The sequence below is a fragment of the Caulobacter endophyticus genome (assembly GCF_029543245.1).
Taxonomy (GTDB): Bacteria; Pseudomonadota; Alphaproteobacteria; order Caulobacterales; family Caulobacteraceae; genus Caulobacter; species Caulobacter endophyticus_A.
This window is the reverse complement of the sequence record NZ_JARQWV010000009.1, coordinates 174,886-196,703: the sequence shown is the minus strand read 5'-3', so window position 1 is coordinate 196,703 and position 21,818 is coordinate 174,886. Positions and strand designations below refer to the sequence as shown.

Below are 21,818 nucleotides of genomic sequence, written 5' to 3'. Positions count from 1 at the left end.
GCGGTCCTCGCCACGCTTGGGCCGGTACCAAGAGCCCTCCCCATGGCGGGGACGGGTTTGATTATGCGGCGGGTTTCAGCGCGTCTGATTGAATTGGATGAGAAAGTTGCAAGTGGCTGGATTGGTTGGATTCTTTTCGGAAGCCGCCGGGGATCCACGCTGCTCTATCCCCTTCGCCCCAAACTCACGCCTTCCTCGCCCCTGTGGCGAGGACCCATCGTTCAGCCTGCTCAGACCTTTCGCGTTCGGCCGCCGTTTGAGCAGCCGCCGGCATGGGCCCTCGCCACAAGGGCGAGGGAGGCGGGCTTTGTTGGTTAGTTGGTGGGATACGCTGGCCTCAGCGAATACTTCCCCCTCCGGCCCTCCGGGCCACCTCCCCCTTCAGGGGGAGGATCTGGATCGGTGGATCCGTTCCTGGCGAGGCGAGGTTCCCTTCGCCTTGAATATACTATAGGGGGGTACCCTATGGCTCACCTTTCCACCGACAATGACGCCCTGCTCAAGCGCGTCCGCCGCATCGCCGGCCAGGTCGCGGCGATCGAACGCGCGATCGCTGATGATCATGACTGCGCCAAGACCCTGCATCTGGTGGCCGCCACGCGCGGCGCCCTCAACGGCCTGCTCGACGAGATCGTCGAGACCCACCTGCGCGAGCACGTCGCCGCGCCCGGCCTTTCCGACGCCGAGCGCGAGAAGGGCGCGGCCGAGGTGATCGAGGCCTTCCGCCGTTATTCCAAATGAGCTCCGACATGACCGCCGCCGTCACCGCCCCGCCGCATCCGCACGACCACGTCTTCCTGGCCGCCGACCACGACGCCAACGCCCGCCGCACCCTGTGGGTGGTGGCCCTGACGGCGGTGATGATGGTGGTCGAGATCCTGGCCGGCTGGTGGACCGGCTCGATGGCCCTGCTGGCCGACGGCTTCCACATGGCCACCCACGCCGGGGCCCTGGCCGTGGCGGCCGCCGCCTACGCCTATGCCCGCAAGCATGCCACGAGCCGCCGCTACAGCTTCGGCACCGGCAAGGTCGGCGACCTGGCCGGCTTCGCCTCGGCCCTGGTGCTGGCGGTGGTGGCCATCGGCGTGGCCGTGGAGTCGGTGCGCCGCCTGTTCGAGCCGTCCTCGATCGCCTTCATCGAGGCCATCGTCATCGCCGTGGTCGGCCTGGCGGTGAACCTGGCCAGCGCGGCCCTGCTGTCGGGCGGGCATCATCACGGCCACCACCATCATCGGCACGACCACCATCACGATCACGGTCATGACCACCATCATGACCATGGGCACGACCATGGGCGCGGCCATGGGCACGACAACAACCTGCGCTCGGCCTACATGCACGTGCTGGCCGACGCCCTGACCTCGGTGCTGGCCATCGTCGCCCTGATCGCCGGCCGGCAGTTCGGCTGGACCTGGCTGGACCCGATCATGGGCGTGGTCGGCGCGGTGGTCATCGGTCGCTGGGCCTGGGGCCTGATGCGCGACACCGCCGCCATCCTGCTCGACGCCACCGACGACCACGTGGCCGACGAGATGCGCGAGCTGCTGGAAGTCTCCGGCGACGCCCGTATCCTCGACCTGCACGTCTGGAAGGTGGGCCCGCAGGCCCATGCGGCCATCGTCAGCGTCGCAGGCCTGTCGGCGCAGGCCGTGCGCGAGCGGCTGACGCCCGTGCACGAACTGCGGCACCTGACGGTGGAGGTCGCGTAGCGCCCCCTCTCCCCTTGCGGGAGAGGGTGGCCTCCCGGAGGGAGGTCGGGTGAGGGGTCTCTCAAAAGCAAGACGCCGCGACAGCCGATCAGCCGTCGCGGCGTTCTAGTACATGCGACCCCTCATCCGTCGACGGAGTTTATCCTCGGGCCGGCCTTCAGCCGGACCCGGGGGGCGACACCTTCTCCCGCAAGGGGAGAAGGATTGGAAAGATCACTCCGCCTCGTCGTTGGCGGCCTCGACCTCGACGCCGAACACCTCGTCGATGACCTCCATGATCTCCTCGAGGTCGTCGAGCGTGACCCTGACGCGCATGGTCTGGTCGTCGTCGGCGGTGACCGTCAGGAAGATGCCGTGTTCGGTCTCTTCCAGGATGAACTCGTCGAGATTGGCGATGACCGACATGCTGCGCCTCCCAGGCCCCACAAGGGTTAGCGGCCGGCGGCGGCTTTCGTTCCGCGATCCGGCCGCCGCCGACATCGGGGTTCAGGCCACGCCGTAGCGGGGCGCGGGCCGGTCGCGCGACAGGTTGGGCGCCAGGTTCAACCGGGCCGCGTCATAGGCGGCGAAGTCGCCGGCCTCGGGCAGCGAGGGGATGGTGACCAACTCGCCCTGGTCGAAGCCCGCCAGCGCCGCGTCGACGAGGTCGCCGACCTCCATCACCGTCGACGGGTCCAGCGCGTCGACGCTGCCGCCCGAGCGGTCCCAGATCTCGGTGCGGGTGGCGCCGGGCAGCACCGCCTGGAGCTTGATCGCTTCGGACAGCTGGCTGCGCAGGCCTTGCGTGAAGTAGGTCACATAGGCCTTGGTCGCGCCGTAGACCGGCGAGCGGAACTCGGGCAGCAGGCCCACCACCGACGAGATGTTGACGATGGCGCCGCGACCGCGGGCGTTGAAGGCGCCGGCCGCCGCATGGGCCAGGCGCGTCACCGAGACCACGTTCAGCTGGATCAGGTTGTCGACCTTGTCGACGTCCTGGTCGACGAAGTCGCCGCCCAGCGCCGCGCCGGCGTTGTTGATCAGGATGTCGATGGCGTCGTCGTCGCGCAGGCGGGCCTCGACCCGGGCCAGGTCGACGGCGTTGGTCAGGTCGGCCTGGAGGATGTCGACCTTGACGCCGGCCTCGCCGCGCAGGCGTTCGGCGAGGGCGGCCAGGCGCGCCGCGTCGCGGGCGACCAGCACAAGGTCGTGGCCGCGGCGGGCCAGGCGGTCGGCATAGGTGGCGCCGATGCCGGTGGAGGCGCCGGTGACCAGGGCCGCGCCGGGAAACTGCTTCTTGCTCATGTCTCGATCCCCTCGGGATGCTGGCCGCCACGCTCGTCGCGGCGGGGTGACTTGCAGATGGCTAGTTACTTTCGAATTGCAAGTGACTGGCTTTCATTTTGCTATCGACCGACTATCTTCATCTCATGACCACGCGCGCCTTCGATCCCGGACAGTGCCCCGTCGGCCGCACGCTCGAACGTGTCGGCGACGCCTGGAGCCTGATGATCCTGCGGGACGCCCAGCAGGGGCTGACCCGCTTCGACGCGTTCGAGAAGAGCCTCGGCGTCGCGCCCAACATCCTCACCAAGCGGCTGGCCGGACTAGTACAATCCGGCTTTCTCGAGCGGCGGCCGTATCAGGAGCGGCCGGTGCGCCACGAATATGTGCTCACCCCCATGGGCCGGGACTTCGCTCCGGTGCTGACGGCGATGCTGGCCTTCGGCAATCGCCACTTCGCGCAGGAAGGGATCGCCGGTCAGCTGGTGGACCGCGCGACGGGCAGGGCGGCCGAGCCCATCGTCGTCGACGCGGTCAGCGGCCGGCCGATCGACGGCGAGCGCTTCACCTACGCCGCCGGTCCAGTTGCGGGCGAGGCGGTGCGCCGCCGGGTCGCCGAGATCGAGGCGCGCCGCGACCGCGGCTGAGGCTGCTGCGGCCAAGGTTGTCCACCGTTGCTGACCGCCTTGTCAGGCGCGCGTCAGCCTGACGACCCGATGGCGCCGCTACATCCGTCGCAACCTCTCCGGAACGACGGATTTCTCGATGATCTCGCTTGTGCGGACGGCTTTGGCGCGTCCCTACACCTTCGTCGTCATGGCCGCGATGATCCTCATCGTCGGCGTGCTGGCGATCCTGCGCACCCCGACCGACATCTTTCCGGAGATCCGCGTCCCCGTCGTGGCGGTGGCCTTCACCTATAACGGCCTGTCGCCGGAAGACATGTCGGGCCGGATCCTGACGCCCTACCAGCGGGCCCTGACCACGACGGTCAACGACATCGAGCACATCGAGGCCACCTCGCTGCAGGGCATCGGGGTGGTGAAGGTCTACTTCCAGCCCGGCGCCGACATTCGCCTGGCCAACGCCCAGATCACCGCCGTCTCCCAGACCCTGCTGCGCCAGATGCCGACCGGCACGACGCCGCCGCTGGTGCTGAACTACAACGCCTCGACCGTGCCGATCGTGCAGCTGGCGCTGTCGGGCCAGGGCATGAGCGAGCAGCAGCTGTTCGACTACGGCGTCAACTTCATCCGCACGCGCCTGGTCACCGTGCCCGGCGCGGCCGTGCCGTTCCCGTTCGGCGGCAAGACCCGCCAGATCCAGGTCGACATCGACCCGCAGGCCCTGCTGTCCAAGGGGCTGTCGGCCACCGACGTCGGCGCCGCCATCGCCGCCCAGACCCAGATCACCCCCGCCGGCTTCGTGAAGATCGGCGAGTTCCAGTACAGCCTGCGGCTCAACAACGCCCCGGGCTCGGTCGACGAGCTGAACGCCCTGCCGGTGCGCACCGTGAACGGCGCCACGATCCGCCTGGGCGACGTGGCCCATGTGCGCGACGGCTCGGCGCCGCAGCAGAACGTCGTCCACGTGGACGGCCAGCGCTCGGTGCTGATGACGGTGCTGAAGTCGGGCGCGACCTCGACCATCGCCATCGTCGACGGCATCAAGGGCGCGCTGCCCGAGCTGAAGGCCCAGCTGCCGGCCGAGCTGTCGATCACGCCGCTGAACGACCAGTCGACCTTCGTGAAGGCGGCCGTCGAGGGGGTGGTTCACGAGGGCGCGCTGGCCGCGGTGCTGACCTCGCTGATGATCCTGCTGTTCCTGGGCAGCTGGCGCTCGACGGTGATCATCGCCGTGTCGATCCCGCTGGCCGTGCTGGCGGCGGTGGCGACCCTGGCCGCCTTCGGCCAGACGCTGAACGTCATGACGCTGGGCGGCCTGGCGCTGGCCGTCGGCATCCTGGTCGACGACGCCACGGTGACCATCGAGAACATCAACTGGCACCTGGAGCACGGCAAGGACGTCAAGACCGCGATCCTCGACGGCGCGGCCCAGATCGTCACGCCGGCCTTCGTCAGCTTGTTGTGCATCTGCATCGTCTTCGTGCCGATGTTCTTCCTGCCGGGCGTGTCGGGCTTCCTGTTCGTGCCGATGGCGATGTCGGTCGTCTTCGCGATGATCGCCTCGTTCATCCTGTCGCGGACCCTGGTGCCGACCATGGCGGCCTTTCTGCTGAAGCCGCACGCCCCGCACGACCAGGAGGCGCCCTCGAAGAACCGCCTGGTGCGCTTCCAGCGCGGCTTCGAGCGGGTGTTCGCCAAGGTGCGCGACGCCTATGCCGGACTGCTGGGCTTTGCGCTGGGCGCACGGGGCAAGTTCGTCGCCGGCTTCCTGGCGTTTGCGGTGCTGAGCCTGGCGCTGGTTCCGTTCCTGGGCCGCAACTTCTTCCCGGCCGTGGACTCCGGCTCGATCGCCATGCACGTCCGCGCGCCCAGCGGCTATCGCGTCGAGGAGTCGGCGGCGCTGTTCGACCGCATCCAGCGGCAGGTGCGCACGATCATCCCCAGCGCCGAGATCGACACCATCGTCGACAACATCGGCCTGTCCACGAGCGGCATCAACGTCGCCTACAACGCCTCGGGCACCATCGGTCCGATGGACGGCGACATACTGATCAGCCTGAAGAAGGGTCACAAGCCGACCGACGACTACGTCAGGGCGCTGCGCCAGGAACTGCCCAAGGCCTTCCCGACCGCGACCTTCTCGTTCCTGCCGGCCGACGTCACCAGCCAGATCCTGAACTTCGGCAGCCCCGCGCCGATCGACATCCAGGTGGCGGGCGGCGATGCGGCGACCAACCAGGCCTACGCGCAGAAGATCCTGCGAGCCGTTCGGGGCGTCGAGGGCATCGCCGACGTCCGCATCCAGCAGCCCACCGGTTCGCCGCAACTGCGCTTCGACGCCGACCGCACCCGCATCCACGCCCTGGGCCTGGACGAGCGCGACGTCACGGCCAGCCTGGCAGGGGCCGTGGCCGGCAGCGGCCAGACCGCGCCGGTGTTCTGGCTGAACCCGCAGAACGGGGTGTCCTATCCGATCGTCGCCCAGACGCCGGAATATCTGATCGACAGCTTCGAGAAGCTGGGCGCGATCCCGGTCACCGGCAGCCGCGTGCCGGGCGAGGCGCCGCAGGTGCTGGGCGGGCTTGGCGCGCTGAGCCGCGGGGCGACCCCGGCTGTGGTCTCGCAGTACAACATCCAGCCGATGGTCAATGTCTATGCGGCGACGCAAGGCCGCGACCTGGGCGGCGTGGCGGCCGACGTCCAGAAGGTTCTCAAGAGCCTGGAGAAGGACAAGCCGGCCAAGGTGCGCGTCACCCTGCGCGGCCAGTACCAGACCATGAACACCGCCTTCTCCGGCATGGGCTGGGGCCTCTTGGGCGCGGTGGTGATGATCTATCTGCTGATCGTCATCAACTTCCAGTCCTGGCTGGACCCGTTCGTGATCATCTCGGCCCTGCCGGCCGCCCTGGCGGGCATCGCCTGGATGCTGTTCGCCACCGGCACGCCGCTGTCGGTGCCGGCCCTGACCGGTGCGATCATGTGCATGGGCGTGGCCACGGCCAACTCGATCCTGGTGGTCAGCTTCGCCCGCGAGCGGCTGGCGGCCACCGGCGACGCCATCCAGGCCGCCTTCGAGGCCGGGGTCACCCGCTTCCGCCCGGTGCTGATGACCGCCCTGGCCATGATCATCGGCATGGGGCCCATGGCCCTGGCCCTGGGCGAGGGCGCCGAGCAGAACGCGCCCCTGGGCCGCGCCGTGATCGGCGGCCTGATCTTCGCCACCTGCGCCTCGCTGCTGTTCGTCCCGACCATCTTCGCCATCGTCCACGGCCGCCGTCCGCGCGCCGAGACCCCGTCCACCGAAGGACATGTCCATGCCTGACACCCTGCCCAAGACCGATCCGCGTCGGCTGCGCCGCCTGGCGCTGGTCGGCGCTGCGGGTTTCGCCCTGATCCTGGCGACGGGGGCGGCCGCCCGCTTCATGGCCGGCAAGGACCTGGCCAGCGCCAGCCAGGACGCCGGCGTCGTCACCGTCAGCGTCGTGCGGCCCACCGCCGGCGAGGACGGCGCGCTGGTGTTGCCCGGCCGCCTGCAGGCCTGGAACCAAGCGCCGGTCTACGCCCGCACCGACGGCTATCTGCGCCGCTGGTACGTCGACATCGGCCAGCCCGTGAAGGCCGGCCAGGTGCTGGCCGAGATCGACGCCCCGGAAGTGGACCAGCAGCTGGTCGCCGCCCGCGCCGCCCTGGCCACCGCCTCGGCCCAGCGTGACCTGGCCGCCGTCGGCGCCGCCCGCTGGAAGCGCCTGGTGGGCGAGAACGCCGTCTCGCAGCAGGAGGCCGACGAGAAGCAGGGGGATCTCGCCGCCCGCGAGGCCATGCGCAACGAGGCCGCCGCCAATGTGCGCCGGCTGGAAAGCCTGGCGGCCTTCAAGCGCATCGTCGCCCCGTTCGACGGCGTTGTGACCAGTCGCGACACCGATCTGGGCGCCCTGATCAGCGCCGGCGGCGGCGCGCCGTCGCCCCTGTTCACGGTGTCGGACACCCGTCGCCTGCGCCTCTATGTCAGCGTGCCCCAGAGCATGGCGGCCTCGATCCGTCCGGGCATGACCGCCAGCTTCTCGAGCCCCGACCTGCCGGGCCAGTCGTTCCAGGCGCATCTGGTGCGCGCCGCCGACGCCGTCGACGCCCAGTCGGGCGCCATGCTGGTGCAGCTGGAGGTCGACAACGCCGCCGGCCGCCTGAAGCCCGGCGCCTACGCCCAGGTCAGCCTGGACCTCGGCAAGGGGGCGGCGAGCGCGCCGGCGACCCTGCGCGTGCCGGCCAACACCCTGCTGTTCCGCAAGGAAGGCACGGCGATCGCCGTGGTCGACAACAACGGCAAGGTCCAGATCCGCAAGGTCACGATCGCCAAGGATCACGGTTCGGAACTGGAGCTGGCCACGGGTCTTTCGGCCAATGAATGGGTGGTCAGCAGCCCGCCTGACGCCATCGCCGACGGCGACAGCGTGCGCGCCATCCAGCCCAAGCCCGCTCAAGCCAAGACGGCGCAAGCCAAGGGAGCGACCGGTGCGCGCGGCTGACGCCCTTCTGCCCCTGGCGCTGCTGAGCTTGGCGGCTTGCAGCACCGCGCCGGCCTATGCGCCGCCCGCCGTCTCGACCCCCGCCGCCTTCCGCGACACCGGGCCCTGGACGCCGGCGAGCGGGGCCGACGCCGCGCCGGCGGGCGACTGGTGGTCGGTGTTCGCCGATCCGACCCTGGCGGGGCTGGAGCAGCGGCTCGTGGCCGGAAACGCCAGCCTGGCCCAGGCCGTGGCGCGCTACGACCAGGCCCGCGCCCTGGCTCGCCAGGCCCGGACGGACCTCTATCCCACGGTGGGCGTCGACGCCGGCGCCGCCAGTCAGCGCACGATCTCGTCGGGCCGCACCGATCCTGTCGGCCTGAGCGCGTCGGCTTCGTACGAGCTGGATCTCTGGGGCCGGGTGCGCAGCCAGGTCGAGGCCGGCCGCGCCGACGCGCAAGCCAGCGCCGCCGACCTGGCCGCCGTGCGGCTGAGCCTGCAGGCGCAACTGGCCGACGCCTATTTCCAGCTGCGCGGGGCCGACGCCCAGATCGCCGTGCTGGCCTCGACCGCCGACGCCTATCGCCAGGCGCTGGACCTGACCCGGCGTCGCCAGGTCGGCGGGGCGTCGAGCGCGCTCGACACCGGCCGCGCCGAGACCCAGCTGGCCACCGCCCTGGCCCAGCAGGAGCAGGCCAAGGCCGATCGCGCCCTGCTGGAGCACGCCCTGGCGGTGCTGGTCGGCGAGCCGGCTTCCAGCTTCTCGGTGGCCTCGGTCGAGGGGCTGTCGGATGCGCCGCTCACGCCGGTCAGCACGCCGTCGCTGGTCTTGCAGCGCCGCCCCGACATCGCCGCGGCCGAGCGCCGGGTGGCCGCCGCCAACGCCCGCATCGGCGTGGCTCGCGCCGCCTGGTTCCCGACCGTGACCCTGGCCGCCAGCGGCGGCTGGCAGTCGACCGGCGGCGAGCTTCTGACCACGGCCAACCGCGTCTGGGCGCTGGGACCCGCCGCCGCGGCCTTGCCGCTGCTGGACGGCGGCGCCCGAAAGGCCGAGGTCGCGCGCAGCCGCGCGGTGTTCGACGAGGCCGCCGGCGGCTATCGCCAGACGGTGCTGGACGCCTTCCGCGAGGTCGAGGACCAGATGGCGCTGGCCAACCGCCTGGCCGCCGCCCAGGCCCGCCAGGACGAGGCCGTCAATGCCGCCGCCCGCACCGCGGCCCTGGCCACGACCCGCTATAGGGAAGGCGCGGCCAGCTATCTCGACGTGGTCACCGCTCAGACCGCCGAACTGGACGCCCGCCGTTCGGCCCTGGACCTGCGCACCCGCCGCCTGGCGGCCAGCGTCGACCTGATCCGCGCGCTCGGCGGCGGCTGGACGGGCGGGGAGGGGGCGTAGGTCGGGTCGACATTCAAACGGCAGCGCTCCCCAGACCCGTCTTTCCCCGCGAAGGCGGGGACCCAAGCGGAGTTGGCGGGTCGCTCACCGCCGCGCTTCTTCCTGAAACGCAGCTTGGATCCCCGCCTTCGCGGGGATGCTCGGTGAGAAAAGGCCCGAATTGTTGAGTGCCGATGCGATCTAGGACTTCGCCGCCGGCGGCCGGGGCTTAGGATACCAAAGCGCGTTGACGATCACCCAGCGGTCGCCGAAGCGGCCGAGGTTCAGATGGTCGACGAACCAAGGCGTTTCCACCCGCGCCACCGCCACGTTGCCGGCGATGTCGAGCACCCGCACGCTGCGGTTCCATTGCTCGCGGGGGGTCTTGAGCGCGCCTTGCCGGGTCAGGTCGACCAGTTCGTCGCGGTTCATGCGCCGAAGCCCCAGGGTTTCGTCGGGATCGGGCTTTGAGCGGATGGCGCGCTTGGCGAGATCCGGGTGCAGCGAGCGGGCGACCCGGGCGACGTCGCCCTCCAACTGGCCGTCCACATAGTCATAGGCCGTCGCCTCGACCGCCTTCACGGCGGCGGGATCGAGGGGCGCGGCGTTGCTTGCGACCGGTGGTGGGGCCGAGGCGCTGAGCGCGGCGGCGGCGAGCATGGCTAGGATCATGGAAGTCCCCGACATCCATAGGGGCCGGTCCCCCCAGCCTGGGCGGCTCGCCTCAAGGTTCGCCTCGGTAACGCTTAGGTGGCGAACCGTGGCTTTGTGAAGGCGCTCAGGCCTCGACCGGTTCGCTCCGGCGGGTTGCGGGGTCCTGCGCTTCGGCCTGGACGACGCCGCCGGGCAGGATGAAGCCGATCAGCACCTCGCCGTCCTCGCAGCGGGCGAACACCGTGCCGCCGTGCATGGTGACGATGGCCTTGACCACGGCCAGGCCCAGGCCGTGGACGTCGTGGCTGTGCTCGCGGGCGCGGTCGAGGCGGTAGAAGCGGTCGAACAGCCGCGCCAGATGCGCCTCGGGTATGGGGCCGCCGCGATTGCGTACGCCCAGGCAGACCTTGCCGTCCTGCGGCTCGATGGTCACGCGCACGGTCTTGCAGTCGACGCCGTGGCGGATGGCGTTGTCGAGCAGGTTGGTCACCGCCCGGCCCAGCAGCGAGGCGTCGGCGGCCACCATGCCGTCGCCCACCACCTTCAGCGCCACGCCGGCGTCCTCGAACAGGACGTCCAGGAAGTCGGCGGTCTTGTGGGTCAGGCCGGCCAGAGACACCGGCTCCAGATTGGCCGCCAGGGCCCCCTGGTCGGCGCGGGCCATGAACAGCATGTCGTTGATGATGCAGCGCAGGCGGTCCAGCTCTTCGAGGTTCGAGTGCAGCACCTCCTCCAGCTCGCCGGCCTCGCGGGGGCGGGACAGGGCCACCTGGGTCTGGCCGATCAGGTTGCCCAGCGGGGTGCGCAGTTCGTGGGCCACGTCGGCGTTGAACGAGGCCAGGCGCTCATAGGCGTCCTGCAACCGGTCCAGCGCGCCGTTGAAGGCCGTCATCAGGCCCACCAGCTCGGTCGGCAGGTCGTGGGTCGGCATGCGCAGGCCAAGATCGTTGGGGTTCAGGGCCCGGGCCCGCTGCGACAGGCGGTCGACGGGCGCGAGGCCTCGCTTGGCCACCCACCAGCCCAGCAGGCTGACCAGGGCGATGGTCACCAGCGATACGGCCAGCACGCCCACGCCCAGGACGCGACGCGAGGCGTCGAACGGCGCGGTGTCGGCGGCGATCACCAGCCGCACCTCCGGCCGCTCCAGATAGGGCGGCACGCGGCGGGTCAGCGTCATGTAGCGCTTGCCGTCGAAATGGATCAGGTCGACGCCGTCGCGCGCCCGGGCCAGGGCGTCGTCGGGGGCGAAGCGGAAGCGGGCGTCGGGACAGTCGACCCGGTAGCGCACGCCGCCGTTGGCCGGGGTGAACGACTCCAGCTTGTCGCCCAGCATCGGCCAGCGCTTGGGATCGCCGGCGTGGCGGATCATCGCGTCGATGATCTCCATGCGGGCGTTCAGTTCCTCGGCCTGGTGGCGGCGCAGCTCCAGGCTCTGGAAGCCGAAGATGGCCACGCCCGCCAGCACCGAGACCAGGGTGGTGGCGATGGCGAACATCAGGGCCAGCCGCCCGGCTATCGACTTGGGCGCGATGGAGGCGGGGGTCATTCGGGGCCTCCGTCCGGACGGTATTCGAGCACGTAGCCCATGCCGCGCACGGTGTGCAGCAGCTTGGTCTCGAACATGCCGTCGATCTTGGCCCGCAGGCGCTTGATGGCCACCTCGACCACATTGGTGTTGGTGTCGAAATTGATGTCCCAGACCAGCTCGGTGATGATCGTCTTGGAGACGATCTGCGACTGGCGCCGGCCCAGCACGGCCAGCAGGGCGAACTCCTTGGCGGTCAGGTTCAGACGGCGGCCGGCGCGGGTGGCGCGGCGGGCCAGCAGGTCCAGATGCAGGTCGCCGACGGTGATGGTGGTGGCCTCGCCGCGGCCGCGCCGGGTGATGGCTTGCAGGCGCGCCAGCAGCTCCAGGAACGAGAACGGCTTGACCAGATAGTCGTCGGCCCCGGCACCCAGGCCGCGCAGGCGGTCGTCGACGCTGTCGCGGGCCGTCAGCATGATCACCGGCGTCTGGCGGGTCTGGCGCAGGCGCTCCAGCATGGCCACGCCGTCGAGGCCCGGCAGCATGCCGTCCAGCACGATGGCGTCGTAGTCGAGCGTCTGGGCCAGGTGCAGGCCGTCCTCGCCGTCGCCGACGAAATCGACGGAGTAGCCCTGTTCCGTCAGCCCCTTGCGCAGATAGGCGACGGTCTTGGGTTCGTCCTCGACGATCAGGATCTTCATGGTGGCGGCGGCCCGGCGGCGCGGTGTTCGTGCGGCGGAGGCGGAAGGCCTCCTTCGAACAGCTTTGATACAGCGTCCTCGCGCCGACCGCCACGGCTGGGGCGGGAAGGGGGCTCGGTAGCGGCCGGGCGAGAACTGCAGCCTAGGTGCCAGAGCGCTCCGGTCGCCAGGCTGACGCGCGGATGACATTTCTGACCGGAAGGCCGTGGCGGCGCCGATGTGCGCCATCGTCAATTGCGAAGCTCTTCGATTCATGTCCAGGTTGCGCCCGATTTCGACGCGAGCGGCGCGTCGTGGGCAGGGGCGTACGATGGCGATCTGGACGATCGAGTTGATCAACGAAACCAGTGAGGCCAAGGACCTCTACCTCTTCAGCCAGCCGCCCGAGGTCCGTTTCTCGGGCCAGGCGGTCGCGGTTCACCCCTGCGCCTGGATCACCTATCCGGGGATCCAGCCGGGCGATCGCCGCCGCTCGACCTTCAGCGAGAGCATCGCCATCTTCGTGGACTTCAGCGCCAAGCCCGCACCCGGCGTGGTGCTGACGGAGAACGCCAACGTGCCGGTCGACGCCCGGGCGCGCGACCGCGTCGACCTGCTCGACAACCCCGCCCTCTTCGGGCCCGTGGAGCATGATCGGTCGGACTACGGCACGGTCTCGCTGCACACGCCCGATCCGCTGTCCAATGGTTCGTTCCCGCCGCCCGCGACGATCGGGCTGGGCAAGTACGGCGACAGCGACATGCCGACCCCGATCGCCGGCTTCCCGCCCCAGCCCGGCGGCGTGTTCGTGATCGAGCCGTCGCACCGCTTCCATCTGGCGCAGGGGCGTCCGCTGCGCGGCGAGGCGCTGGCGCTGCATCCGCCGTCGCTGGTCGCCATCGACTTCGACCAGGACAAGCTGACGGCGACGGTCGTGGCCAAGGCCGACGGGACCTTCGCCGTCACCTACGAGCCGAACTGACGGAGCGGGTCTCGCATGGCTGTCTGGACGATCGAGATCGTGAACGCCGGCGACAAGGTTCGCAGCTATGCGCTGCTGCCCGCGCCGCCGGAGGTGACCCTGGACGGCGCGCCGGTGGCGGTATGGTCCGCCGTTTGTGCGCCTTTCGACTATGTCGAACCGAACACGCCGCGCGCCACCACCTTCAGCGAGGCGGTGCAGGCCCTTTTCGCCTTTCCGGCCAGGGTGGAGGTCGAGCGCGTGATCACGGCGGCGTTCACGGCGCCGGTGAACCCTCTGGCTCGCGACCTCGTCACGATCACCCACATGGAGCACGAGGGACCCAGCCGGGGCTTCGCCGAGAAGCTCACTGCCGGCGCCGCCGAGCCCGGTCACTTCGCGATCGACACCAAGGCCGACTTTCCGGAAGGCGACGGCGTGGTGCTGGGCATGACCAAGCAGATCGACAGCAACGAGCCCGTGCCGGCGGCGGTGTTCGACGCCCGGCCGCACGTCACCTACCAGATCCGGCCGCGCCCGGTGTTCCACCTGATCGAGGGGCGCTATGTGCGCGGCAAGGTGCTGGACCTGTCGGCCAGGCCCGGCGCGGTCATCGAGTTCACCGGGCGCGAACGCGCCAAGGCCACCGTCGTCCAGGCGGCCGACGGTGTTTTCTCAGTGACTTACGAAACGATCTAGCGGGGCGTCAGTCGACGCAGATCGCGCCGGACGCCTTGCCGTTCACGACCTTGGCGTAGCAGCCGAACTGCACGTTCGAGCGCTTGCACTGGCCGGTCACCGGGGCGTCGTTGGGCTCGAGATTGCCCTCGACGATGCAGCCGCCCTGGCACTGGGCGTTGTCGGTGCAGGCCTTGCCGGCGTCGGCATAGGGCACGACGCAGGTGGGCAGGCCCCGGCGGCCCACGGTCTCGATCTGGCCGCCGCGGGCCGCGCAGGTCTCGGCGGTGTCGCTGCCCGAAGCCGCTTGCGTCGGCGACGGCGGCGGAGCCGTCGGGGCGCAGGCGGCCAGGGTCAGCAGGGCGGCGGCGATCAGCGGAAGACGCATTCGGGACACTCTTTCGTACTTTCGCCCAGATCTCGACAGTGAGGCCGGCGATCAGCCCATGAACGCCGGCAGCCAGGCTTCGTTCGCCTCGCGCAGCTTGGTCAGCGGGATCGAGAACAGGCCCGTGGAGGCGAAGGCCTCGCCGCCGGCCACGCCCGCGACGTTGGCGTGCACGCCGGCGTCCTTGGCCGCTTCCAGCAGCGCGTCCGGATCGGGCGTCGCCACCAGGTAGCGGGCCTGGTCCTCGCCGAACAGGTAGGGGTGAGCGTGGGCGTGGCTGGTGGCGTTCAGGGTGACGCCGACCTTGCTGGCCAGCGCGATATCGGCCGCGGCGACCAGCAGGCCGCCGTCAGACAGGTCGTGCACGCCGGCCACCAGGCCCGAGCCGATCAGGCCGCGGACGAAGTCGCCGTTCTTGCGCTCGACGGCCAGGTCGACCGGCGGCGGCGCGCCGTCCTCGCGGCCCAGGATCTCGCGCAGATATATCGAGGCGCCCAGCTCGCCGTGCGTCTCGCCGATCAGCACCAGGGTGTCGCCCTCGGCCACATTGCCAAAGCCCGTGCGCAGGTCGTAGTCGGCCAGCAGGCCGACGGCGCCGACGGTCGGGGTCGGCGGAATGGCGACGCCGTTGGTCTCGTTGTAGAGGCTGACATTGCCGCTCACGACCGGGAAGTCGAGCGCGCGGCAGGCCTCGGCCATGCCGTCGGTGGCGCGCACGATCTGGCCCATGGTCTCGGGCTTCTCGGGGCTGCCGAAGTTGAGGTTGTCGGTGATGGCGATCGGCAGCGAGCCGGCGGCCGTCAGGTTGCGCCAGGCTTCGGCGACGGCCTGCTTGCCGCCTTCGTACGGGTCGGCCTGGACGTAGCGCGGGGTGCAGTCGCTGGTCACGGCCACGGCCTTGCCGGTGCCGTGGATGCGCACGATGCCGGCGTCGCAGCCGGTGGCGCTGTCTTCCAGGGTGTCGGCCATCACGTGACGGTCGTACTGCTCCCACAGCCAGCGCTTGGAGGCCATGTCGGGGCAGCCGAGGACCTTGAGCACGGCCTCTTCCCAGTTGCCGGGCGCGGCCACCTTGGCCGGGTCGAGGCGGGCGTCGACCTTGGGATCGGTCCACGGACGGTCATAGAGCGGCGCATCGTCGAACAGCGGGGCCAGCGGCACGTCGCAGACGGTCTCGCCGTGGTGCTTGAGCACCAGGCGACCGGTGTCGGTGGTGTAGCCGATGACGGCGGCGTCCAGGCCCCACTTCTCGAAGATGGCGTGGCCGTCTTGCTCGCGGCCGGGCTTGAGGACCGCCAGCATGCGCTCCTGGCTTTCCGACAGCATCATCTCGTAGGCCGACATGCCGGTTTCGCGCTGCGGGACCATGTCCATGTTCAGCTCGATGCCGACGCCGCCCTTGCCGGCCATCTCGACCGACGACGACGTGAGGCCGGCCGCGCCCATATCCTGGATGGCGGCGACGGCGCCGGTGGCCATCAGCTCCAGCGTGGCCTCGATCAGCAGCTTTTCGGCGAAGGGGTCGCCGACCTGGACGGTGGGACGCTTCTCCTCGGAGTCCTCCGAGAACTCGGCCGACGACATGGTCGCGCCGTGGATGCCGTCGCGGCCGGTCTTGGAGCCGAAATAGACGACCGCCAGGCCCGGGCCCGGGGCGGCCGAGTAGAAGATGCTGTCGGCCTTGGCCAGGCCCACGCACATGGCGTTGACCAGGATGTTGCCGTTGTAGCCCTTGTGGAAGTTGGTCTCGCCGGCGACCGTCGGGACACCAACGCAGTTGCCATAGCCGGCGATGCCGGCGACCACGCCGTCCACCAGGCGCTTGGTCTTGGGGTGAGCCGGCTCGCCGAAGCGCAGGGCGTTCAGCAGGGCGATGGGGCGCGCGCCCATGGTGAAGACGTCGCGCATGATGCCGCCCACGCCCGTCGCCGCGCCCTGATAGGGCTCGATGTAGGACGGGTGGTTGTGGCTTTCCATCTTGAAGATGATCGCGTCGCCGTCGTCGATGTCGATGACGCCGGCGTTCTCGCCCGGACCGCAGATCACGCGCGGACCGCTGATCGGGAACTTCTTCAGCTGGTTCTTCGACGACTTGTACGAGCAGTGCTCGGACCACATCACCGAAAACACGCCCAGCTCGACGAGGTTGGGCTCGCGGCCCAGACGGTCGAGGACGACCGCGTATTCCTCGGGCTTCAGGCCGAACTCGGCGGCCGTATCGGCCATGGACTTGGCGGGGGCGTTGGTCGGTGCGCTCATGGGCGCGCCTTCTAGCGCGGCTGCGGGGATTCCGCTAGATTTCCAACTGGAGGCCAAGCGCGAAATGGGCATTCTCATTCTCCCGGAGGAAACCGAGCGACTGGCGCGAGAAATCGCTGACGTCACTGGAGAAAGCCTGTTTGAGGTTTATCATCAGGCGCTGGTGGAGCGGAAAGTCCGTCTTTCGGGGGCTGACCTCACGGCTGAGGAGCAGGAAGCCAGAAAACGAGCTTTCTTTGCCCGCCTCGATGCGAGGCCACGAACGCAAGATCCTCGGTCTCTCAGGGAGATCGAGGAGGAAGAGCTGTATGACGAGTACGGCCAGCCCATCGGATGATAGTAGACACCTCGGCCTTCATCGCCATTGCTTTGGCCGAGCCTGAGCGTGAGATTTTTCACGATCTGATCCGCGACAGCTGGGTGAGGAAGATGTCGGTGGCCTCGTATCTGGAATGCGCCGAGGTCTATTTTCGCAAACTCGATCTCGACAATGGCATAGCGCTTCTTGACGCAGATATTGCCGAGCTTGGAATAACAATCGTGGCCGTTACGGCTCAGCAGGCTTTCGTGGCGGCCGAGGCGCGGCGCACCTATGGCAAGGGAAGGCATCGCGCCAATCTCAACTATGGCGACTGCTTTACCTATGCCCTAGCAAAGGTCATGGAAGAGCCCCTGCTCTTCAAAGGCGACGACTTCACCCATACCGACATCCGCTCGGCGCTCCGACGTCTGGCGCGAAAACTTCCGTAAAAACATAAGCTAAGCAGGAACTAAGGCAGCTGCGCCGAAGGAACGGCCGGAGTCTGGCGCCCGTTCTTCATCCCGTGCGCATCGCAGCGCGCGGAACGAAGAGGAGTAAGGCCCATGGGCGAACAAACCCGCAATCCGCAGCAGCAACAGCAGAACCCGCAGCGCCAGGCGCCGGGCCAGCAACAGCAGCAGCGCCAGAACGAGCAGGGCCGCAACCCGGGCGGCCAGGAAAATCAGCCGGAGCGCGATCGCGACCGCTGATCTGAAGCTTCAGCGCATTTTCTGACGACGAACCGGTACCCGCTTCGTCGGAAAATGCTCTGGCGAGCGTTAGCAGCGCTCCATCGGAGGAAGGGCCGGCGTCGCTCCGCCGGCCCTTTTTCGTGCGTGCGCGGCGGCTTGAGCGGCGCCGCCGCGCGTGCTTCCTTCCATATCAATCTGAGGGGGCGCGATGAGCTGGAAACACGCGGGCGTGGCGGTGTTGGCTGCCACGATGGTCACCGGTTGCGGTCGAGACGCCGAGCAGAAGACTTCGCCCGCCACCCATGCGGCAAAGGTTTCCGAAGCCCCGGCTGAAGCCACGTTGCTGGCGCCGTTCTCGGGCGATGTTTTCCGGGCGGACTATCGGGGCGACTACTGTCACTACACCTCCGCCGATTGGGCGGTATCGCGTGGCGAGGCCAAGCCCAGGGGCGAGTTCCCGCCCCGTTTCCGCGTTTTCGAGACTGCGGTCGGTGAGAACCGCGACGCCGCCGAGGCGCCGTTTGTCGCCTCGACCGATGGCCGGGCCAGGCGCGATGGCGCGGTTCTGACGGTTTCGGGCAAGCGCTTCGTCGACGACCTGAGCGAGGGCGAAAGCTTCGTTCGCTACGCCTATGCCGGACGCCTGCCGAACGCCCCGTTCGACGTCGTCTACGGCGGGCATTGGGAATGGACGACCTGGCGGCTCGTCGACACGCTGGGAAATGTCGGCGCCTTGAACGGCCCGCCGGTGGCCTCGTCGGACGGAACCCTGTTCGCCGCGACAGGCGATGATTTCGAGGGCGAGAACCTGCATGGCGTGCAGATCGCCGAGTATCGCGACGGCGCCTTCAAGGTCACGGACATCGAGGCGAACCTGCCCTGCGATCCGCGCTGGATCGATGACGATACGCTGGAAGTGAAGGTCCTGCCCGGATCGACGGAGCCCGAGGCTGTGATTGCCGGCGGGCGCGGATCGTCGGATTGGAAATCCGCGCGCGTAGTGCGCGACGGCGCCGGCTGGAAACTCGTTCCGCCGGCGTCGTAGTCGTCAGGCGCTCTGGAAGACGCTGCGGAACAGGATCGCGCCGTCTTCCGAGCCGAGGTCGGCGTCGAACGAACGGTCGGGGTGGGGCATCAGGCCCAGGACGTTGCCGCCGGCGTTGACGATGCCGGCGATGTCGCGGGCCGAGCCGTTGGGGTTGTCCTTGTAGCGGAACACGACCTGGCCTTCGCCCTCGATGCGGTTCAGCGTCTCTTCGTCGGCGAAGAAGTTGCCCTCGCCGTTGCCGACGGTCATCACCGCGTCGCGCTGCTCGCCGAAGGCGGCGGTGAAGCGGGTCTGGCTGTTGACGATGTCAAGCTCGACCGGCTTGCAGATGTACTTGAGCTTGGCGTTGCGCAGCAGGGCGCCGGGCAGCAGGCCCACTTCCGTCAGCACCTGGAAGCCGTTGCAGATGCCCACGACGGCGACGCCCTTGTTGGCGGCCGAGACGACTTCCTTCATGACCGGGCTCTGGGCGGCCATGGCGCCGCAGCGCAGGTAGTCGCCGTAGGAGAAGCCGCCCGGCAGGACGATCAGGTCCAGGTCGTCCGGCAGCGCCGTCTCCTGGTGCCAGACCATTTCGACGCGGGCGCCGGTGGAGCGTTCGACGGCGACCTTGCAGTCACGATCGCAGTTGGAACCGGGGAAGACGACGACGGCGGCTTTCATGGCGCGGGCCTGTAGCACCGTTCGAGCCGAATGTCAGGGGGCTGAACCCTTTTAAGCCCGCGCGATCTCGCGCACGGCCGCCAGGGCGCGGTCGACCTCGGCCGGGCTGTTCATCAGGCTAGGCGTCAGGCGCACATGCTGCACGGCGTAGGGCGCGGCCGAGGCGACGACGCCTTGCTGGCGCAGGGCGCGCACCGCGCCGTCGGCCGACAGGCCCGCCACGTCGAACGAGGTGATGCCGGCCGACAGCCGCCGGTCGCGCGGCGTGACCAGGCGTACGCCGGGCATCAAGGCCAGGCCGGCCTTCAACTGGTCGGCCAGCAGGGCGGTGCGGTCGGCGACCTGGGCGCGGCCGATCTTCTCGTGGAAGTCCACCGCGGCGGGAATCGCCCAGACGTGCTCGAAGGCCTTGAAGCCGCCCGGCGACATCAGGACGCCGTCGGCCGCTTCCGGCAACGGGCCGTCGTTGATCCAGGCGCTCCAGGCGCCGGAGTCGACGAAGCTGGGGATCGTGGGCCGCAGCGCCGCCCAGCCCTTGGCGTTGGCGGCGATCACGCCGGTGCCGCGCGGGCCGAACAGCCACTTGTGGCAGCCGGCCACGAAGACGTCGCAGCCCAGGGTCTTCATGTCGGCGTCCTGGTTGCCGAAGCCGTGCACGCCGTCGACCACCAGCAGAACCTGATCGGCCTCCTGCCGGCCGGCGTTGACCCCCGCCAGGGCGGCGGAGATGGCGGGCAGGGGAATTTTCAGACCGGTGCTGGAGTGCACCCAGGTCAGGGCCAGAACCCGCGTGCGCGGAGTGATCGCGCTCATCAGCCGGCCGACCATCTGCGGCTCGGAAACCTGGCCGATGTCGTCGTACAGCGAGATGCGACGGATGCTGGCGCCGTTGCGCAGGGCCGCGTGGCGCAGGCTCTCGTGGGTGACGTAGTAGTCCTGATGGGTGGTCAGGATCTCGTCGCCGGGGCGCAGCTTCAGGCCCGAATAGACCAGGGCCGCGCCCATGGTGGTGCTGTCGGTGAGGGCCACCTGCCGGGCTTCGACCCCGAGATAGCGGGCGGCCGCCGCGCGGCTGTAGCCTTGCAGGCGGCGATTGTTGTCCTCCAGGAAGGTCACCGGCCGCCAGTCGAGCTCGCGGCGGAACTGGTCGATGGCCGCCCGCACCGGCTTGGGGTGACTGGCGATCAGCATGGCGTTCATGTTGACCTGGTCGGGCGCGGTCTGGAACTGCGCCTTGACGGCGTCCCAGTCGGGGGCGGGGCTGGGGCCCGGGGCGGTCATGGGCGGCTGGTCGGCCGCCTCCTGTGCAAGCGCCGGCGCGGCGGCGGCCGCCAGGCTCGCGCCAAAGAGAAACCCCCTGCGATCCATGCCCATCGTCGTCGTCCCAGCCAGCCGGAAACCGGCGCTGCGGGAACGCGGAGGCGCTGTGGCGGTTCACGGCGCCGCTTGGCCTATCATGCGGATGTGTTCGGCCTGGAGGCGCCGTCAGATCCCGGCGGCGGCCTCGCGGCAGACGTCCAGCAGCCAGCCGTTGGGCGAGTCGGGACCGTCGCTGGCCCGCATCACCGCGCCGAAGGGCGTGGGCGGCGGCGGGGCCGGCGGCTCGATCATCACCACCTTGCCGCGCTCGGCGGCGGTTTCGGCCAGGCGTCTCGGCAGGATGCAGATCATGTCTGAGCGGCTGATCATGCTGAGCGCGCTGAACGAGTCCTGCACCGAGAACGGCTGGTAGGAATCGTCGCCCAGGGCGTAGCGCTCGCCCCATGAGGTCACGCGGCGCAGGCCGATGTGGCCGGCCGAGGTGCGGTCGGGATCGTCGTTGCCGCCGGTCACGCCCAGCCGGGGCAGGCGCGCCAGGGCGTCCAGGTCTATCCCGCCGGCCACGGCGGGATGCCCGATGCGTATGACCCAGACGCCGCTCTCGTCGAACAGCCGCGTGTGGGTGAAGCGGCCCGGCACCGACTCGAAGCAGCCGATCACCATGTCCAGCCGCCCGGTGTCGAGGTCCTCGGTCATGCCGGCGTAGAGGCTGCGGAAATGGACCTGCACGTTGGGGGCCACGGCCATGACCCGCTCGGCGATCAGCGGACCCAGGACGTAGGAGATGTAGGTACCGGCCGCGACGGTGAAGGCGTGCTGGTCGACGCGGGGATCGAAGCGCTGGGCGGAGACGGCGGTCTCCAGAAGCTTCAGCGCCGTGCGGGCGGTGTCGGCGATCTCCATGGCGCGCGGGGTCGGGCGCAGGCCAGTCTGGCCGCGCACGAAGAGATCATCGCCCACCATCTCGCGCAGCCGCCGCAGGGCGTGGCTGACCGCCGACTGCGACAGGCCCAGGCGCTCGCCCGCGCGGGTGGCGTTCTTCTCCTCCAGCAGGGTGACGAACACCCGGAAGAGATTGAGGTCGGCGGTTTTGAAATTCGTGGGATTCATGACTGACGTGAAGAGATATCATTTCTCTCATGACCGGCGGAGTCCTATTTCGCCGCTCAAGGTT

At 69.5% G+C, this 21,818-nt stretch carries 22 protein-coding genes; 12 read left to right on the top strand and 10 right to left on the bottom strand.

All coding sequences use genetic code 11. The features are described 5' to 3' along the window. Positions 1 to 465 precede the first annotated feature (465 nt). Together P7A99_RS10910 and dmeF are read left to right on the top strand one after the other, a co-directional pair. The gene (locus P7A99_RS10910) at positions 466 to 741 is read left to right on the top strand and encodes a metal/formaldehyde-sensitive transcriptional repressor (RefSeq protein WP_277793902.1); all 276 of its coding nucleotides are present in this window, start codon (positions 466 to 468) and stop codon (positions 739 to 741) included. An 8-nt stretch (positions 742 to 749) separates the two neighbouring features. Continuing rightward, positions 750 to 1,709, top strand: coding sequence for a CDF family Co(II)/Ni(II) efflux transporter DmeF (gene dmeF, locus P7A99_RS10905; protein WP_277793901.1), 960 nt, complete (start codon positions 750 to 752; stop codon positions 1,707 to 1,709). 213 nt (positions 1,710 to 1,922) lie between these two features. Here the strand turns inward: dmeF and P7A99_RS10900 are convergent, their stop codons facing one another. Together P7A99_RS10900 and P7A99_RS10895 are read right to left on the bottom strand one after the other, a co-directional pair. Beyond that, positions 1,923 to 2,114, bottom strand: a complete 192-nt coding sequence (locus tag P7A99_RS10900; RefSeq protein ID WP_277793900.1) for a hypothetical protein — start codon at positions 2,112 to 2,114, stop codon at positions 1,923 to 1,925. A gap of 81 nt (positions 2,115 to 2,195) precedes the next feature. Continuing rightward, complete coding sequence (locus P7A99_RS10895; RefSeq protein WP_277793899.1) at positions 2,196 to 2,993, bottom strand: SDR family NAD(P)-dependent oxidoreductase; 798 nt, start codon at positions 2,991 to 2,993, stop codon at positions 2,196 to 2,198. A 125-nt stretch (positions 2,994 to 3,118) separates the two neighbouring features. Between P7A99_RS10895 and P7A99_RS10890 the strand changes: the two genes are divergently transcribed. From P7A99_RS10890 to P7A99_RS10875, 4 genes are all read left to right on the top strand, one after another. Then, entirely contained in the window at positions 3,119 to 3,619 is a 501-nt protein-coding gene (locus P7A99_RS10890) for a winged helix-turn-helix transcriptional regulator (protein ID WP_277793898.1), read from the top strand. Positions 3,620 to 3,737: 118 nt separating this feature from the next. Then, on the top strand, positions 3,738 to 6,920 hold the full coding sequence (locus P7A99_RS10885) for an efflux RND transporter permease subunit (RefSeq protein ID WP_277793897.1): 3,183 nt from the start codon (positions 3,738 to 3,740) through the stop codon (positions 6,918 to 6,920). Further along, complete coding sequence (locus tag P7A99_RS10880) at positions 6,913 to 8,121, top strand: efflux RND transporter periplasmic adaptor subunit (RefSeq protein WP_277793896.1); 1,209 nt, start codon at positions 6,913 to 6,915, stop codon at positions 8,119 to 8,121. Before P7A99_RS10885 ends, P7A99_RS10880 begins: the two co-directional genes overlap by 8 nt. After that, positions 8,108 to 9,496 carry an efflux transporter outer membrane subunit gene (locus tag P7A99_RS10875; protein ID WP_277793895.1) on the top strand — a complete coding sequence of 463 codons (1,389 nt, stop codon included), beginning with the start codon at positions 8,108 to 8,110 and terminating at the stop codon, positions 9,494 to 9,496. The genes P7A99_RS10880 and P7A99_RS10875 overlap by 14 nt, the downstream gene beginning before the upstream one ends. Positions 9,497 to 9,676: 180 nt before the next feature. Here P7A99_RS10875 and P7A99_RS10870 read toward each other — a convergent pair whose 3' ends face one another. The 3 genes from P7A99_RS10870 to P7A99_RS10860 all read right to left on the bottom strand — a co-directional run bounded on the left by P7A99_RS10870 (position 9,677) and on the right by P7A99_RS10860 (position 12,355). Further along, on the bottom strand, positions 9,677 to 10,147 hold the full coding sequence (locus P7A99_RS10870; RefSeq protein WP_277793894.1) for a nuclear transport factor 2 family protein: 471 nt from the start codon (positions 10,145 to 10,147) through the stop codon (positions 9,677 to 9,679). A gap of 106 nt (positions 10,148 to 10,253) precedes the next feature. Further along, complete coding sequence (locus tag P7A99_RS10865) at positions 10,254 to 11,675, bottom strand: heavy metal sensor histidine kinase (RefSeq protein WP_277793893.1); 1,422 nt, start codon at positions 11,673 to 11,675, stop codon at positions 10,254 to 10,256. Continuing rightward, positions 11,672 to 12,355: a heavy metal response regulator transcription factor gene (locus P7A99_RS10860; protein ID WP_277793892.1), complete on the bottom strand. Its 684-nt coding sequence runs from the start codon at positions 12,353 to 12,355 to the stop codon at positions 11,672 to 11,674. Before P7A99_RS10860 ends, P7A99_RS10865 begins: the two co-directional genes overlap by 4 nt. 310 nt (positions 12,356 to 12,665) lie before the next feature. Between P7A99_RS10860 and P7A99_RS10855 the strand changes: the two genes are divergently transcribed. Further along, a complete protein-coding gene (locus tag P7A99_RS10855; RefSeq protein ID WP_277793891.1) occupies positions 12,666 to 13,316 on the top strand; it encodes a hypothetical protein in 651 nt (216 codons plus the stop codon). 15 nt (positions 13,317 to 13,331) lie between these two features. Continuing rightward, on the top strand, positions 13,332 to 13,994 hold the full coding sequence (locus P7A99_RS10850) for a hypothetical protein (protein ID WP_277793890.1): 663 nt from the start codon (positions 13,332 to 13,334) through the stop codon (positions 13,992 to 13,994). 7 nt (positions 13,995 to 14,001) lie between these two features. Here the strand turns inward: P7A99_RS10850 and P7A99_RS10845 are convergent, their stop codons facing one another. Both P7A99_RS10845 and purL read right to left on the bottom strand, forming a co-directional pair. Continuing rightward, on the bottom strand, positions 14,002 to 14,361 hold the full coding sequence (locus P7A99_RS10845; protein ID WP_277793889.1) for a hypothetical protein: 360 nt from the start codon (positions 14,359 to 14,361) through the stop codon (positions 14,002 to 14,004). A 51-nt stretch (positions 14,362 to 14,412) separates the two neighbouring features. Next, positions 14,413 to 16,620: a phosphoribosylformylglycinamidine synthase subunit PurL gene (purL, locus tag P7A99_RS10840; RefSeq protein ID WP_277793888.1), complete on the bottom strand. Its 2,208-nt coding sequence runs from the start codon at positions 16,618 to 16,620 to the stop codon at positions 14,413 to 14,415. Here purL and P7A99_RS10835 point away from each other — a divergent pair. The 4 genes from P7A99_RS10835 (at position 16,604) to P7A99_RS10820 (ending at position 18,658) form a co-directional block, all read left to right on the top strand. Further along, on the top strand, positions 16,604 to 16,957 hold the full coding sequence (locus tag P7A99_RS10835; RefSeq protein WP_277793887.1) for a type II toxin-antitoxin system VapB family antitoxin: 354 nt from the start codon (positions 16,604 to 16,606) through the stop codon (positions 16,955 to 16,957). The two genes, purL and P7A99_RS10835, sit on opposite strands and share 17 nt — an antisense overlap. Further along, positions 16,954 to 17,370, top strand: coding sequence for a type II toxin-antitoxin system VapC family toxin (locus P7A99_RS10830; protein WP_277793886.1), 417 nt, complete (start codon positions 16,954 to 16,956; stop codon positions 17,368 to 17,370). The genes P7A99_RS10835 and P7A99_RS10830 overlap by 4 nt, the downstream gene beginning before the upstream one ends. Positions 17,371 to 17,484: 114 nt before the next feature. Continuing rightward, positions 17,485 to 17,631 carry a hypothetical protein gene (locus P7A99_RS10825; protein ID WP_164467334.1) on the top strand — a complete coding sequence of 49 codons (147 nt, stop codon included), beginning with the start codon at positions 17,485 to 17,487 and terminating at the stop codon, positions 17,629 to 17,631. A 190-nt stretch (positions 17,632 to 17,821) separates the two neighbouring features. Beyond that, positions 17,822 to 18,658 (top strand): hypothetical protein, encoded by an 837-nt coding sequence (locus P7A99_RS10820; protein WP_277793885.1) that lies wholly within the window; start codon positions 17,822 to 17,824, stop codon positions 18,656 to 18,658. Between the two features lie 3 nt (positions 18,659 to 18,661). Here the strand turns inward: P7A99_RS10820 and purQ are convergent, their stop codons facing one another. From purQ to P7A99_RS10805, 3 genes are all read right to left on the bottom strand, one after another. Then, on the bottom strand, positions 18,662 to 19,324 hold the full coding sequence (purQ, locus tag P7A99_RS10815) for a phosphoribosylformylglycinamidine synthase subunit PurQ (RefSeq protein WP_101712516.1): 663 nt from the start codon (positions 19,322 to 19,324) through the stop codon (positions 18,662 to 18,664). Between the two features lie 51 nt (positions 19,325 to 19,375). Then, a complete protein-coding gene (locus P7A99_RS10810) occupies positions 19,376 to 20,692 on the bottom strand; it encodes an aminotransferase class V-fold PLP-dependent enzyme (RefSeq protein ID WP_277793884.1) in 1,317 nt (438 codons plus the stop codon). A 117-nt stretch (positions 20,693 to 20,809) separates the two neighbouring features. After that, entirely contained in the window at positions 20,810 to 21,754 is a 945-nt protein-coding gene (locus P7A99_RS10805) for a LysR family transcriptional regulator (protein WP_277793883.1), read from the bottom strand. Positions 21,755 to 21,818 lie beyond the last annotated feature (64 nt).

Bases quoted from the DNA above. Each gene is read 5' to 3' on its own strand.
- dmeF (WP_277793901.1), top strand. From the start codon at position 750: ATGACCGCCGCCGTCACCGCCCCGCCGCATCCGCACGACCACGTCTTC.
- P7A99_RS10860 (WP_277793892.1), bottom strand. From the start codon at position 12,355: ATGAAGATCCTGATCGTCGAGGACGAACCCAAGACCGTCGCCTATCTG.
- P7A99_RS10810 (WP_277793884.1), bottom strand. From the start codon at position 20,692: ATGGATCGCAGGGGGTTTCTCTTTGGCGCGAGCCTGGCGGCCGCCGCC.
- P7A99_RS10855 (WP_277793891.1), top strand. From the start codon at position 12,666: ATGGCGATCTGGACGATCGAGTTGATCAACGAAACCAGTGAGGCCAAG.
- P7A99_RS10890 (WP_277793898.1), top strand. From the start codon at position 3,119: ATGACCACGCGCGCCTTCGATCCCGGACAGTGCCCCGTCGGCCGCACG.
- P7A99_RS10910 (WP_277793902.1), top strand. From the start codon at position 466: ATGGCTCACCTTTCCACCGACAATGACGCCCTGCTCAAGCGCGTCCGC.
- P7A99_RS10805 (WP_277793883.1), bottom strand. From the start codon at position 21,754: ATGAATCCCACGAATTTCAAAACCGCCGACCTCAATCTCTTCCGGGTG.
- purQ (WP_101712516.1), bottom strand. From the start codon at position 19,324: ATGAAAGCCGCCGTCGTCGTCTTCCCCGGTTCCAACTGCGATCGTGAC.
- P7A99_RS10820 (WP_277793885.1), top strand. From the start codon at position 17,822: ATGAGCTGGAAACACGCGGGCGTGGCGGTGTTGGCTGCCACGATGGTC.
- P7A99_RS10880 (WP_277793896.1), top strand. From the start codon at position 6,913: ATGCCTGACACCCTGCCCAAGACCGATCCGCGTCGGCTGCGCCGCCTG.
- P7A99_RS10845 (WP_277793889.1), bottom strand. From the start codon at position 14,361: ATGCGTCTTCCGCTGATCGCCGCCGCCCTGCTGACCCTGGCCGCCTGC.
- P7A99_RS10885 (WP_277793897.1), top strand. From the start codon at position 3,738: ATGATCTCGCTTGTGCGGACGGCTTTGGCGCGTCCCTACACCTTCGTC.
- P7A99_RS10865 (WP_277793893.1), bottom strand. From the start codon at position 11,675: ATGACCCCCGCCTCCATCGCGCCCAAGTCGATAGCCGGGCGGCTGGCC.
- P7A99_RS10830 (WP_277793886.1), top strand. From the start codon at position 16,954: ATGATAGTAGACACCTCGGCCTTCATCGCCATTGCTTTGGCCGAGCCT.
- P7A99_RS10850 (WP_277793890.1), top strand. From the start codon at position 13,332: ATGGCTGTCTGGACGATCGAGATCGTGAACGCCGGCGACAAGGTTCGC.
- P7A99_RS10900 (WP_277793900.1), bottom strand. From the start codon at position 2,114: ATGTCGGTCATCGCCAATCTCGACGAGTTCATCCTGGAAGAGACCGAA.
- P7A99_RS10895 (WP_277793899.1), bottom strand. From the start codon at position 2,993: ATGAGCAAGAAGCAGTTTCCCGGCGCGGCCCTGGTCACCGGCGCCTCC.
- P7A99_RS10825 (WP_164467334.1), top strand. From the start codon at position 17,485: ATGGGCGAACAAACCCGCAATCCGCAGCAGCAACAGCAGAACCCGCAG.
- P7A99_RS10870 (WP_277793894.1), bottom strand. From the start codon at position 10,147: ATGATCCTAGCCATGCTCGCCGCCGCCGCGCTCAGCGCCTCGGCCCCA.
- purL (WP_277793888.1), bottom strand. From the start codon at position 16,620: ATGAGCGCACCGACCAACGCCCCCGCCAAGTCCATGGCCGATACGGCC.